This is a genomic window from Amycolatopsis ruanii, assembly GCF_003385175.1.
Taxonomy (GTDB): Bacteria; Actinomycetota; Actinomycetes; order Mycobacteriales; family Pseudonocardiaceae; genus Amycolatopsis_E; species Amycolatopsis_E thermalba.
The window spans coordinates 37050-49464 of sequence record NZ_PQHY01000052.1; the positions used below are offsets into that span (position 1 = coordinate 37050).

Below are 12415 nucleotides of genomic sequence, written 5' to 3' on the forward strand. Positions count from 1 at the left end.
CTGAAAGTTCAGTCACTGAGTTCCGTCGTGGCCGGAACGGTGATCATCCGTGCAGCTCAGTGCCACTGTGGACGGTCCCGGTCAAGATCCACTTCTGCCGGCTGGTCCGCTTGAACGCTGTTACAAGCGCGAGCGCGCGGCGATTGACGGTGTGACGCAGCGGGACGGCCCGCTGCGCGTGCCCGTCAAGGAACACTCGTGACTCATCCGCCCTACGCCTCGCCCGCGCCCACTCCCGCGCCGCCGAAGAACGGCCTCGGAACCGCGGGTTTCGTCCTCGGCCTCGTCGGCCTCGTGTTCGCCTTCATCCCGCTCGTCGGCGTCGTGGCGTGGCCGCTGGTCATCATCGGCCTGATCCTGTCGCTGGTCGGCCTGTCCCGCGCCACCAAGGGCGCCGCGACGAACAAGGGGCTCGCCATCGCCGGTGTCGTGTGCTCCGCGGTCGGCCTGGTGGTCTGCATCCTGTGGGCCGCCGTCTTCGGCGCCGCGGTCGACGAGGTCAACGACTCGACCCCGACCAGTGGCGACCCGGCCGCCGCAGCGCACCAGATCCTGCTCGAGGTGACCACTGGCCAGCGGAGCAACCTCAACTGGACCAGCGGGCTCAGCGTGAACAACCAGGAGATCGTCGAGGCCGGGCAGACCTGGTCCAGGACCCTGGGCGTCGAGGACCTCGGCTTCACGTCGATCACGGTCACCCCGGTGACCACCGACATCGACGCCCAGCCGAACAGCTGCAAGATCACCGTGGACGGCAAGCCGGTCGCCGAGAACTCGAACATCGTCGCCGCGATCTGCTCCTACCCGGGCGGCTGACCTGACGGGCGCGGCGGCGCGGGAAACGCCCTCGCCGCCGGCCCCGCTGCCGCGCGCGGCGCAGCTAGCGTTCGTGCAGCAGCAGGAGTCCGTACGCGGCGATCGACTGGGCGTCCGTGATCTCCCCGCGCGTGATCATCTTCTCGAACTCGTCCCGGCCGAACCACGCCGTGCGCATGTCCTGTTCTTCGTGCTCGCGCTCGTGCGGCCCCTCGGCCAGCTCCGTCGCCAGGTAGACCCGGCCGCGCTGGCTCGACATGCCCGGCGCGACGTCGAGCAGCCCGAGGTCGGTCAGCGAACCGGCCACCAGCCCGGTCTCCTCCCGCAGCTCCCGCGCCGCCAGCTCGAGCGGGTCCAGCTCGGCCAGCCCGGGCGCGGTGCCCTGCGGGAACTCCCACCGCCGCAGGCCCAGCGGGTACCGGTACTGCTCGACCAGGTGCAGCCGGTCGCCGTCGAGCGGGATCACCAGCGCGTAGGCGGGCTTGTCGACCACGCCGTAGATGCCGGGCGAGCCGTCCGGGCGGCGGATGGCGTCCTCGCGCACCGTCATCCAGTCGTTCCGGTACACCTCGCGCGAGCCGAGCCGTTCGATGGGATCCACGCGACCAGTCTGCCGAAGCATCTTCTACCCTCGCCGGGTGCGTCTCGTGATCGCTCGTTGCCAAGTGGACTACGCCGGCCGCCTGACGGCCCACCTCCCGATGGCCACCCGGTTGCTGCTCATCAAGGCCGACGGCTCGGTGTCGGTGCACTCCGACGACCGCGCCTACAAGCCGCTGAACTGGATGAGCCCACCGTGCTGGCTGATCGAGGACGATGACATCTGGACGGTGCAGAACAAGGCAGGCGAGAAGCTCGTCATCACGATCGAGGAGCGGATCGACGAGATCAGCCACGACCTCGGCGCCGAGCCGGGCCTGCAGAAGGACGGCGTCGAGGCGCACCTGCAGGAGCTGCTGGCCGAGCACATCACCACGCTCGGCGAGGGGTACACGCTGGTCCGCCGCGAGTACCCGACGGCGATCGGGCCGGTCGACATCCTCGCCCGCGACGCCGACGGCGGTTCGGTGGCGGTCGAGATCAAGCGCCGCGGCGAGATCGACGGCGTCGAGCAGCTGACCCGCTACCTGGAGCTGCTCAACCGCGACCCGCTGCTGGCGCCGGTGCAGGGCGTGTTCGCCGCGCAGCTGATCAAGCCGCAGGCCCGCACGCTCGCCGAGGACCGCGGCATCCGCTGCCTCACGCTGGACTACGACGCCCTGCGCGGCACCGAATCGGACGACCTCCGCCTGTTCTGACCTGCGACCGACGGCCCCCGCGCGGCGACCACGAGCCGCGCGGGGGCCGTCGTGCGTCCGGGGTCCGAGTTGCGCCGTGTGACGCTGCGCTGTTGGGTTGTCACCGGTTTGATCTCGACACGGTCAAGGCGTGCCTGCTGGCGTGCACAGCCGGGATACCGCGTAGTAATGTGCGCTCGTCACTCGATCGTGGTGATTTTTGTTCGGAGATGTTGGACTCCCGGAGGTGCATCGGTGCATGTCCTAGCCGCAGCGAACCTGCGACTTGATGCGCACGCGATCGACTACGTGTTGCTCGCGTTCTACTTCGTGCTGGTGCTCGGCATCGGCTACCTGGCCCGGAAACAGGTGTCGAGCAGCATCGACTTCTTCCTGTCCGGCCGTTCCCTGCCGGCCTGGGTCACCGGGCTCGCCTTCATCTCCGCCAACCTCGGCGCCATCGAAGTGATGGGGATGTCGGCCAACGGCGCGCAGTACGGCCTGCCGACCGCCCACTACTTCTGGATCGGCGCGATCCCCGCGATGCTGTTCCTCGGCATCGTGATGATGCCGTTCTACTACGGGTCGAAGGTCCGCAGCGTGCCGGAGTTCATGCGGCGCCGCTTCGGCACCGGCGCCCACCTGACCAACGGCATCAGCTTCGCCCTGGCGCAGATCCTCATCGCCGGGGCGAACCTGTACCTGCTGGCCAGCGTGGTGAACCTGCTGCTGGGCTGGCCGATCTGGTTCTCGATCGTCATCGCCGCGGTCATCGTGCTCGCCTACACCGCGCTCGGCGGCCTGTCCGCCGCCATCTACAACGAGGTGCTGCAGTTCTTCGTCATCGTCGCCGCGCTGGTGCCGCTGACGATCGTCGGCCTCTACAAGGTCGGCGGCTGGAACGGCCTGGTCGACAAGGTCACGAACAGCCCCGGCGGCGCGGAGCAGCTGAGCTCCTGGCCGGGCAACCAGCTGACCGGGTTCGGCAGCAACTTCCTGTCGGTGCTGGGCCTGGTGTTCGGTCTCGGCTTCGTGCTGTCCTTCGGCTACTGGACCACGAACTTCGTCGAGGTCCAGCGCGCTATGGCGTCGAAGAGCATGTCCGCGGCCCGCCGCACGCCGATCATCGGCGCGTTCCCGAAGATGCTGGTCCCGTTCATCGTGATCATCCCCGGCATGATCGCCGCGGTCACGGTCACCGAGCTGCAGGGCCAGAACAAGCAGGCCCTGCTCGACGGCGGGTCCGCCCCCAGCGGCGCGACCTTCAACGACGCGCTGCTGCTGCTCATGCGCGACCTGCTGCCCAACGGTGTGCTGGGTGTCGCGATCGCCGGTCTGCTGGCCTCGTTCATGGCCGGTATGGCGGCGAACCTGAGCTCGTTCAACACCGTGTTCACGTACGACATCTGGCAGGCCTACATCAAGAAGGACAAGCCGGACTCGTACTACCTGAACATGGGCCGCTGGGTCACCGCGGGCGCCACGATCCTCGCCATCGGCACGGCCGGGATCGCCTCGCAGTACTCGAACCTGATGGACTACCTGCAGCAGCTGTTCTCGTTCTTCAACGCGCCGCTGTTCGCCACGTTCATCCTGGGCATGTTCTGGAAGCGGATGACGCCCGCGGCGGCCTGGATCGGCCTGCTGTCCGGTACCGCGTCGGCGATCGTGGTGTTCCTGCTCGCCGAGACCGGGGTGTGGGACCTGCCCGGCCAGGGCGCCAGCTTCATCGGCGCCGGTGCGGCGTTCGTGGTCGACATCGTGGTCAGCGTCGCCGTGTCCTCGGTGACGCGGCCGCGCGAGGCTTCGGAGCTGACCGGGCTGGTCTACTCGCTGACCCCCAAGGAGTCGCGCCAGCACTCCACGACCGGCGAGGACGCGGGCTGGTACCGCAACCCGGGCCTGCTCGCGGGCATCGTCCTGGTCATCACGATCGCGCTGAACATCGCCTTCTAGGAGGTTGGCAGACATGGCTAGCGAAACCCCCGCCGGCACGCGCCGGGCAGGCGCGTTCGACATCCGGCTGATCATCGCGCTGCTGACCGGTGTCTACGGCGTGGTCCTGACGATCATGGGAATCGCGTTCACCGACGAGGCCGAGCTGCAGAAGGCGGCGGGGGTGAACATCAACCTGTGGGCCGGCATCGGCCTGCTGGTGTTCACCGCGCTGTTCGTGCTGTGGGCGCTCGTGCGGCCGATCCGGGTCCCGGTGTCGGAGGACGGCGAGACCCCGGCCGAATAGGAAGGTTCGGAACATCCCGGCGAGGCCGGGCGGCTACGGTGCTCTGCGTGCTCCGTGTCGCCCGGCCTCGCCGTTTCGTCCCCGTGGTCCTGCTCGCCCTGGCCGTTTCCGCGTGCGGCGGGCCCGATCTGGGCAAGCAGAACTTCCCGCGCACCACCGTCACGCAGACCAGCGCGGCGGCGGTCCCGGTCGACGACCCGGAGGTCGCGCTGGACGTGCAGCGCACCGTCGACCCGTGCGGCCTGCTGCGGGGTGACACCGTCAGCGGCGTCGGCACGCCGGTCGAGGACAGCCTCTACGACGACGAGCTGGACAGCTGCAGCGTCGGGGTCACCGACGCCGGCGGCAAGCAGGCCCGGCTGAGCCTCACGTTGGGCGACAACCTTGCCCTCTCCATGGCGCGCGAGGCCGGCGTCGTGGAAGGCCTGCCGGTCGTCGAGAACGACCTGGACAACCCGGACACCGCCGAGAACGAGGGCTGCGTCGTCTCGGCGGTCACCCACCGGACGTCCTCGCTGGGCATCTCCGTCCAGGTCACCTACGAGGGTGGGGACGCCTGCGGCGCCGGGATGACGGTGATCCGCGAGGTCGTGGCCAAGATGCACGCCGGGCCGCCCCGGCTCAGCCGTCCGGCGAACTCGGCGGTGCCGCTGGACCCGTGCGCGCTCGCCGACGACGCCGTGGTGGCCGAGGTCCTCGGCCGGGGCACCGAGAAGGGTGCCAGCGGTCTGCACGACTGCCACTGGTCCGGCGGCAACGCCGACGGGTACCTGCGGATCTCCGAGACCGTCGAGCCGTCCGAGGGCGACAACGGCACCCGCGTCGACCTCGGCGTCGGCGTCACCGGCTACCAGGAGAAACGGACCAACGCGGGCAACAGCTGCGTCATCGCCTGGACCCACCTGAAGACCGGCGACGGCGAGGGCGAGATCGTCAAGTTCACCTACGACAACTTCCACGACGACGCCGCCGGGGACGACTCGTGCGGAAAGGCCCGGCGCATCGTCGGCACGATCCTGCCGAAGCTGCCCAAGTCCTGATAGGAAGGGGCGACGACGGAGTCAGGAGGCGGGCATGAAGAAGATCATCAACGACCCGGCGGACGTGGTCACCGAATCGCTGCGCGGGCTGGCCGCCGCGCACGCGGACATCCTGCGTGTCCAGGAGGACCCGAACGTGGTGGTGCGCGCCGACGCGCCGGTGGCCGGCAAGGTCGCGGTGATCTCCGGCGGCGGGTCCGGGCACGAGCCGCTGCACGGCGGGTTCGTCGGCCTCGGCATGCTCGACGCGGCGGTGCCCGGCGCGGTGTTCACCTCGCCGACGCCGGACGCCGTGCAGGCGCCGATCAGCGCGACCACCGGCGAGGCCGGGGCGCTGCTGATCGTCAAGAACTACACCGGTGACGTGCTGAACTTCGAGACCGCGGGCGAGCTGGCCGCGGCCGAGGACCTGGACGTGCGCAGCGTGGTGATCGACGACGACGTCGCGGTCGCCGATTCGACCTACACGGCCGGGCGCCGGGGCGTCGGCGGCACGGTGCTGCTGGAGAAGATCGCCGGTGCCGCCGCCGAGCGGGGCGACTCGCTGGACGCGGTGGAGGCGCTGGCGCGCAAGGTCATCGGCCAGGTCCGCTCGATCGGGGTCGCGCTCACCGCACCGACCGTGCCGCACGTCGGCGAGCCCAGCTTCGACCTGGGCGCCGACGAGATCGAGTTCGGCATCGGCATCCACGGCGAGCCGGGCCGGGAGCGGATCCCGGCCGAGCCGGCCGGCGCGCTGGTGGCGCGCATGGTCGGGGCGATCGTGGAGGACCTGCCGTTCGGCGAGGGTGACCGGGTGCTGCTGTTCACCAACTCGATGGGCGCCACCCCGCTGGTCGAGCTGTACCTCGCGCACGGCATCGCCGAGCGGCTGCTGGCCGATCGCGGCATCATGGTCGAACGCCGGCTGGTGGGTCCCTACATCACCAGCCTGGAGATGCAGGGCATCAGCCTGACCCTGCTCAAGCTCGACGACGAGCTGACGGAACTGTGGGACGCGCCGGTGAACACCGCCGCACTGCGCTGGAAGGCCTGAGGACATGGGATGCACGCCGGAGGGCGTCGCGAACGCGTTGCGGGGTGCCGCGGCCGTGATCGCCGAGCACCGCGCCGAGCTGATCGAACTCGACCGGGCGATCGGGGACGGGGACCACGGGGAGAACATGAACCGCGGTTTCCAGGCCGTCGTGGCCGCGCTGGACGGCGCCGTGCCGGACACGCCGGGCGCGGTGCTCAAGCTCGCGGCGACGACGCTCATTTCGAAGGTCGGCGGCGCGGCGGGGCCGTTGTACGGCACGGCTTTCCTGCGGGCGTCGACGGTGGTGTCGAACCAGCCGGAGCTGGGCGCGGCGGAGGTCGTGGCCGCGCTGCGGGCGGGGCTGGAGGGCGTGCAGGCCCGCGGCAAGGCGGTGGAGGGCGACAAGACGATGGTCGACGCCCTGCTGCCCGCGGTCGCGGCGGCGGAGAAGGCGGGCGGCGCGGACGTCGCGGCGGTCCTGGCCGCGGCCGCGGAGGGCGCGGCGAGCGGTGCGCAGTCCACTGTGGACCTGGTCGCGCGGAAGGGCCGGGCGTCCTACCTGGGGGAGCGCAGCGCGGGACACCTCGACCCGGGTGCGCGATCGACGGCGCTGCTGCTCGAGGCGTTCGCGAAGGCGGCGCGATGAGCGTCGGACTGGTGCTGGTGTCGCACAGCGCGAAGCTCGCCGAAGGGGTCGCCGAGGTCGCCGCGCAGATGGCGCCCGACGTGACGATCGTGCCCGCGGGCGGGCTGCCCGACGGTGGAATCGGGACGGACTACGACTCGGTGGTCGCGGCCGTCCAGCGCGCCGATTCCGGGTCCGGCGTCGTGCTGCTCTACGACCTGGGCAGCGCGCAGATGACGGCGGAGCTGGCGGTCGAGTCGCTGGCCGACCCGGAGGCGATCGCCGAGGCGGACGCGCCGCTGGTGGAGGGCACGATCGCGGCGGCGGTCGCGGCGCAGAACGGGGCGGACCGGGCGGGGGTCCTGGAGGCGGCGTCCGCGGCGGGCGCACCCCCGGAACTGGGCGCGGCGACCGAGCCGGCGGGGGACTCGGTGGAGCTGACGCTGACCAACGAGGTCGGCCTGCACGCCCGCCCCGCGGCGGTGCTGGCGCGCAGCCTGGCCGCGATCGAGGCCGAGGTGAGTGTGCGGTTGGGCGACCAGGAGGCGGACGCGCACAGCGTGCTGGCGCTGATGGCGCTGGGCGCGCGCAAGGGCGACCGGATCCAGGTGCGCGCGGGAGGCCCCCAGGCGGCCGAGGCGCTGCGCGTGGTGCAGGAGCTGGTGGAAGACAACTTCGGCGAACCCGCCTGAGCCCCACACCCCGGTACCCGCGAGCCCACTCGGCGCTGCGAGTCCCACGTTGCGATGCCGCGAGTCCCACGTTCGGGCGGGCGAGTCCCACCTCCCGACGCGCGAGTTCCACGTTCGCCCGTGCGAGTTCCACGTTCCGGCGCGCGAGTTCCACGTTCGCCCGTGCGAGTTCCACGTTCCGGCGCGCGAGTTCCACGCTCCAGCCCGCGAGTCCCACGTTTCGGCCCGCGAGTCTCACGTTCGGGCGGGCGAGTTCCACGTTGCGTTGCCGCGAGTCCCACACTCGGTGCCGCGAGTTCCGCGCTCCTGCCGCTACTCCCACATTCGCGCGCGAGTTCCGCGCTCCCGCGCCGTGAATCCGCGCGCTAGCCCGCGAGTTCCACACCGCGCGAGCCCGTCGCGCGCCGAACGGCTGACGGGGCAGGGCTTCGCGGACTACACCACTCAGTGACCGCAGCCGCAGGCGCCGCCGCAGCAGCCGCCGCCCGCGGGCGCGCCGGCGGCCGACCCGGTGAGCGCGACGGTCGTGAGCAGCTTGACCGTGTCCGTGTGTCCCTCGGGGCAGGTCGCGGGCGCGCTCGACTCGCTCATCGGCCGGTTCACCTCGAAGGTGCCGGTGCATTCGCGACAGCGGTAGGCGTAGGTCGGCATGTCGTCATTATCCGGCACGGCGTGCGTCCGGAGCCACCTTCCTGCCAAGCTGGTGCCGTGGAGCTGCCGACGCTGTCCGGCCAGGGGCATCTTGCCGACGTGGTGCCTTCCGTCCTCGCGACCTTGGGTGTGCGCGGGTGTGTCAACACGCTCGACCTGCCCGAGTCCGCGGGCGCCTGCGTCCTGCTGATCGACGGTCTGGGCGCCGAGCTGTTGCGTGACCACGCCGCCGACGCGCCGGTGCTGGCCGAGCTCGCGCGGGCGACGCTGACCGTGGGCTGCCCGTCGACGACGGTCGCCGGGCTGGCCGCGATCGGGACCGGGCTGGCGTCCGGTGAGCACGGCATGGCGGGGTACACGTTCGAGGTGCCGGGCTGCGGGGTGCTCAACGCCTTGCGGTGGCGCGAGCATCCGGGCGGTGGCGAGCTGGACCTGCGGCCGGAGGACGTGCAGCCGCTGCCCACGACCTTCGAGCGCGCGGCCGCGGCGGGCGTCGAGGCGGTGGTGGTGTCCGACGCCAAGTTCGCGAAGTCGCCACTGACCAGGGCGGTGCAGCGGGGCGGGACCTACCGCGGCGTGTACGCGATGGGCGACCTGGCCGCGGAGACGCTGCGGACCCTGCGCGAGTCGCCTGGTTTCTGCTACGCCTACCACAGCCAGCTCGACGAGCTCGGTCACCGCTACGGGCCGGGCTCGCCGGCGTGGGTGATGCAGCTGCGGCAGGTCGACCGGCTCGTCGAGTCGCTTGTGGACGGTCTGCCGCCCGGACGGCTGCTGGCGGTGGTGGCCGACCACGGGATGGTCGCGCTGGACGAGAACGTGATCGACTTCGACGCGACGCCCGAGTTGCAGGCGGGGGTGCGTGCGCTGGGCGGGGACCCGCGGGTGCGGAACGTGTACACCGAGCCCGGCGCGACGGAGGACGTGCTGGCTGCCTGGTGCGCGGTGCTGGGGGAGCGGGCCTGGGTGGCCCGCCGCGACGAGGCGATTGCCGCGGGCTGGCTGGGCCCACGCGTGAGCGGCCGGGTGCGCCCCCGTTTCGGCGACGTGATCGCCGCCGCCCGGGACGACTTCGGGATGCTGCGCCGGACCGCCGAGCCGCTGGAGTCCGCGCTGATCGGCCAGCACGGCTCCCTGACACCGGCCGAGCAGCTGGTCCCACTCGCGATCGCGCACCGCTGAGGTGCGTTGTGCTCGTCGTGGTGCGGTGGTGAGGCTGGGCCTGCTCGCGGTGGTGGGGTTTGGGCCCGGTGGCGATCGCGCATTGCTGAGGTGGTCGGGCTCGTGGTGGCGCAGTGGTGAGGTCGGGCTTGGCCGCGATCGTGCAGCGGAGGGGTTCGGGCCTGGTCGCGGTCCTGCGTGTGGGCTGGCCCGATCGCGGTGATGTGGTGGTGAAGTTGGTGCGGTCGCGGAGCGGTGGGGTTGGCCGTGCTCGCGGCCGCACAGTGGCGCGGTTCGGCCCGGTCGCGATCGTGCGCCGCCGGCTCAGGTTTTCGGCTGCCGGAGGCCGTCCAGCATCACCGTGAGCAGGCGCTCCGCCGTTTCGTCGTTGCCCTCCGCCGCTATGGACACCCCGTGGCCGAGCAGCAGCAGGTCTCGCGGCCGCACGTCCGCGCGCACGGCGCCCGTCTCCTGCGCCGGCTTGAGCACTGCCGCCGCGGCCTCGTTCATCATCGCCTTGCACAGGGCGAACGTGTCCGAATCCCGGTCCATCGCGGCCTTCAGCGTGGCCGCCAGCCCGCGCTTGTGCAGCACGAAGGCGACCTGCTCGCGCATCCACCGGTTCAGCGCTTCCGACGGCTCGTACTCCGCCAGCAACCGGTGCGCGGCCGCGCTGAGCCGCTCGATGTCGTCGCGGTAGACGGCCTCGACCAGTGTCTCCCGAGTCGGGAAGTGCCGGTAGAGGGTGCCCGCCCCGACGCCCGCCCGCCGCGCGATGTCGTCCAGCGGGGCGTCCGGCCCGTGCTCCAGGAACGCCTCGCGTGCGGTGTTCAGGATCCGCTCGTAGTTGCGCCGTGCGTCAGCCCGCATCGGCCGCGGTGCTGTCATGCGCCTCACCTCAAAACCGGACACATTCTCCGGATACTCTTGCGCAACCGGAGACCTTCTCCATATGCTAGCTCCATCGAAGCGGAGAGCTTGTCCGTTTCCTTCGCCCTCTTCCGATGGAGTCTTCTTGCCTGAGACAACGCTGCCCGCGTCCGGCACGGCTGTCGCCGCGACCGCGGCGCGGCCACGCCCCGGCGTGGTGCTGGCAACCCTGCTCACCTGCCAGCTGATGATCGTCCTCGACATCACCGTCATGAACGTCGCGCTGCCCCGCATCCAGGCGGACCTCGGGTTCACCGCGGCCTCGCTGAGCTGGGTGATGTCGAGCTACACCCTCGTCTTCGGTGGTCTGCTGCTGCTCGGCGGACGCGCCGGCGACCTGTTCGGCCGCAAACGGATGTTCATCGGCGGTGTGCTGCTGTTCACCGCCGCCTCGCTCGCCGGCGGTCTGGCCGGTTCGGCCGAATGGCTGATCGTCGCCCGGGTCGCGCAGGGCCTCGGCGCCGCCGCCGCGGGGCCGAGCACGCTGGCCCTGCTCACCACGACCATCACCGAACCCCGGGCCCGGGTGCGGGCGCTGGCCCTGTTCTCCGGCATGTCCAGCGCCGGGTTCGCGGTCGGTCTCATCCTCGGCGGGCTGCTCACCGAGTGGCTGTCGTGGCGGGCCGTGCTGTTCATCAACGTGCCGTTCGGGCTGGTCGTGGCCGCTCTGGCCGCCCGGTTCGTGGTGGAACCACCCCGGCAGCGACCACGGCTCGACCTGCCCGGCGCGGTGACCGGGACGGCCGGGGTCGCGGCACTGGTCTACGGATTCATCCGCGCCGCCGAATCGGGCTGGACGGGCACGCTGACGATGGTCTCGCTGATCACCGGTGTGGTCCTGATCGGCGTGTTCCTCGCCGTCGAGGCCCGCACCGCCGAGCCGTTGCTGCCGCTGCGGCTGTTCGCCGACCGCAACCGCGCCGCCGCCTACGCCAACTTCTTCCTCGGGCCGATGGCCGGCATGTCGATGTTCTTCTTCATGACCCAGTACCTGCAGGACGTGCGGGGGATGAACGCGCTCGGCACGGGCTTTGCGTTCCTGCCGATGGCGGTGCTGGTGTTCGCGCTGAGCCGGGCCATCCCGCGGCTGCTGCCCCGGTTCGGGCCCAAGCCCGTCGCGATCGCCGGGACCCTGTCGATGATCGCCGGGATGGCGTGGCTGACGCAGCTCGCCACCGGCACCACGTACCTGCCCGGCCTGCTCGGCCCCACGATCCTGATGGGACTGGGCATGGGGCTGGCGTTCTCACCGCTCAACGTGATCATCATGAGCAGCGTCCCGGCGCGGGACGCCGGTGCGGCGGGCGGTGTGCTGCAGACGATGCAGCAGACCGGCTCGACGCTCGGCCTGGCCATCGTGGTCACCATCTTCGGCACCGCGACGCGCACCGCGACCGGCTCGCCGCACGAGGTGCTCGTCACCGGGATGACCGCCGCCTTCACCGGCTCGATGGTGATCGCGTGCCTGGCCTTCGTGGTGGCACTCACCTTCCGCCGCAAGGCCGACGGCACCGCGTAGGCGATACCGTGGCCGGGTGCCGCGCCGCAACCGACAACACCGTGGCCGCCCCGACGCCGACCGCGCCGGGGCGGCTTCCGGTTGGGCGCGCGCCGAGTCCGGTCCGGACGGTGACTGGCTCGTGCGCAGCGTGCCGGGCAGCCACGCGACCAAGGTGTACCGCTGCCCGGGCTGCGACCACGAGATCCAGCCCGGCGTCCCGCACGTGGTGGCCTGGCCCGCCGGCGAACTGGGATCGATCACCGACCGCAGGCACTGGCACCGTGCCTGCTGGCAGGCCCGCGACCGCCGCGGCCCGACGCGGAAGCGGTTCTAGGTGTATCCGGCCGTTAGGTTGGTAGCCGGCTGATGGGCGGTCGTCCTCCGAGTGCGCTGTGGCGGCGTTCAGTGTTGTAGTGCTCGATCCAGGCTGCAAGTGCTGCTGCTCGTGCCTCGTTGCTGGTG

15 protein-coding genes are annotated in these 12415 nt (G+C 71.3%); 11 read left to right on the forward strand and 4 right to left on the reverse strand.

Annotated elements, in window-relative coordinates; genetic code table 11:
- Window positions 1-198: 198 nt before the first annotated feature.
- Complete coding sequence (locus tag D0D28_RS24495; RefSeq protein ID WP_116112718.1) at window positions 199-816, forward strand: DUF4190 domain-containing protein; 618 nt, start codon at window positions 199-201, stop codon at window positions 814-816.
- A gap of 64 nt (window positions 817-880) precedes the next feature.
- Here the strand turns inward: D0D28_RS24495 and D0D28_RS24500 are convergent, their stop codons facing one another.
- Window positions 881-1417 carry an NUDIX domain-containing protein gene (locus tag D0D28_RS24500; protein ID WP_094006563.1) on the reverse strand — a complete coding sequence of 179 codons (537 nt, stop codon included), beginning with the start codon at window positions 1415-1417 and terminating at the stop codon, window positions 881-883.
- A gap of 37 nt (window positions 1418-1454) precedes the next feature.
- Here D0D28_RS24500 and nucS point away from each other — a divergent pair, with 37 nt between their 5' ends.
- The 7 genes from nucS (at window position 1455) to dhaM (ending at window position 7710) form a co-directional block, all read left to right on the forward strand.
- On the forward strand, window positions 1455-2114 hold the full coding sequence (gene nucS / locus D0D28_RS24505) for an endonuclease NucS (RefSeq protein ID WP_162830523.1): 660 nt from the start codon (window positions 1455-1457) through the stop codon (window positions 2112-2114).
- Window positions 2115-2348: 234 nt separating this feature from the next.
- Window positions 2349-4049 (forward strand): sodium:solute symporter family protein, encoded by a 1701-nt coding sequence (locus tag D0D28_RS24510; RefSeq protein ID WP_094006561.1) that lies wholly within the window; start codon window positions 2349-2351, stop codon window positions 4047-4049.
- Window positions 4050-4062: 13 nt separating this feature from the next.
- The gene (locus tag D0D28_RS24515; protein ID WP_094006560.1) at window positions 4063-4335 is read left to right on the forward strand and encodes a hypothetical protein; all 273 of its coding nucleotides are present in this window, start codon (window positions 4063-4065) and stop codon (window positions 4333-4335) included.
- 47 nt (window positions 4336-4382) lie between these two features.
- Window positions 4383-5375, forward strand: coding sequence for a DUF3558 domain-containing protein (locus D0D28_RS24525; protein WP_240323330.1), 993 nt, complete (start codon window positions 4383-4385; stop codon window positions 5373-5375).
- A 34-nt stretch (window positions 5376-5409) separates the two neighbouring features.
- Window positions 5410-6411: a dihydroxyacetone kinase subunit DhaK gene (gene dhaK, locus D0D28_RS24530; protein ID WP_116112723.1), complete on the forward strand. Its 1002-nt coding sequence runs from the start codon at window positions 5410-5412 to the stop codon at window positions 6409-6411.
- A gap of 4 nt (window positions 6412-6415) precedes the next feature.
- A complete protein-coding gene (gene dhaL, locus D0D28_RS24535; protein WP_094006557.1) occupies window positions 6416-7039 on the forward strand; it encodes a dihydroxyacetone kinase subunit DhaL in 624 nt (207 codons plus the stop codon).
- Window positions 7036-7710 (forward strand): dihydroxyacetone kinase phosphoryl donor subunit DhaM, encoded by a 675-nt coding sequence (dhaM, locus tag D0D28_RS24540; protein WP_116112726.1) that lies wholly within the window; start codon window positions 7036-7038, stop codon window positions 7708-7710. The genes dhaL and dhaM overlap by 4 nt, the downstream gene beginning before the upstream one ends.
- Window positions 7711-8154: 444 nt before the next feature.
- Here dhaM and D0D28_RS24545 read toward each other — a convergent pair whose 3' ends face one another.
- A complete protein-coding gene (locus D0D28_RS24545; RefSeq protein WP_017987344.1) occupies window positions 8155-8361 on the reverse strand; it encodes an FmdB family zinc ribbon protein in 207 nt (68 codons plus the stop codon).
- 57 nt (window positions 8362-8418) lie between these two features.
- On the opposite strand from D0D28_RS24545, the gene D0D28_RS24550 reads away from it, so the two are divergent.
- Complete coding sequence (locus D0D28_RS24550; RefSeq protein ID WP_116112728.1) at window positions 8419-9543, forward strand: alkaline phosphatase family protein; 1125 nt, start codon at window positions 8419-8421, stop codon at window positions 9541-9543.
- A 303-nt stretch (window positions 9544-9846) separates the two neighbouring features.
- Here D0D28_RS24550 and D0D28_RS24555 read toward each other — a convergent pair whose 3' ends face one another.
- Entirely contained in the window at window positions 9847-10410 is a 564-nt protein-coding gene (locus D0D28_RS24555) for a TetR/AcrR family transcriptional regulator (RefSeq protein WP_094006554.1), read from the reverse strand.
- A gap of 127 nt (window positions 10411-10537) precedes the next feature.
- On the opposite strand from D0D28_RS24555, the gene D0D28_RS24560 reads away from it, so the two are divergent.
- Together D0D28_RS24560 and D0D28_RS24565 are read left to right on the forward strand one after the other, a co-directional pair.
- Window positions 10538-11971, forward strand: coding sequence for an MFS transporter (locus D0D28_RS24560; protein WP_233157352.1), 1434 nt, complete (start codon window positions 10538-10540; stop codon window positions 11969-11971).
- Window positions 11972-11987: 16 nt separating this feature from the next.
- Entirely contained in the window at window positions 11988-12287 is a 300-nt protein-coding gene (locus D0D28_RS24565) for a hypothetical protein (RefSeq protein ID WP_094006552.1), read from the forward strand.
- A 13-nt stretch (window positions 12288-12300) separates the two neighbouring features.
- On the opposite strand, the gene D0D28_RS24570 is transcribed toward D0D28_RS24565, so the two are convergent.
- Window positions 12301-12415, reverse strand: a 115-nt coding sequence (locus tag D0D28_RS24570) for an integrase core domain-containing protein (protein ID WP_162830614.1), incomplete at its 5' end; no start/stop codon positions are given.

Excerpts from the sequence above, each read along its gene's own strand:
- D0D28_RS24515 (WP_094006560.1), top strand. The coding sequence starts at position 4,063 with ATGGCTAGCGAAACCCCCGCCGGCACGCGCCGGGCAGGCGCGTTCGAC.
- dhaK (WP_116112723.1), top strand. The coding sequence starts at position 5,410 with ATGAAGAAGATCATCAACGACCCGGCGGACGTGGTCACCGAATCGCTG.
- dhaL (WP_094006557.1), top strand. The coding sequence starts at position 6,416 with ATGGGATGCACGCCGGAGGGCGTCGCGAACGCGTTGCGGGGTGCCGCG.
- dhaM (WP_116112726.1), top strand. The coding sequence starts at position 7,036 with ATGAGCGTCGGACTGGTGCTGGTGTCGCACAGCGCGAAGCTCGCCGAA.
- D0D28_RS24545 (WP_017987344.1), bottom strand. The coding sequence starts at position 8,361 with ATGCCGACCTACGCCTACCGCTGTCGCGAATGCACCGGCACCTTCGAG.
- D0D28_RS24555 (WP_094006554.1), bottom strand. The coding sequence starts at position 10,410 with ATGACAGCACCGCGGCCGATGCGGGCTGACGCACGGCGCAACTACGAG.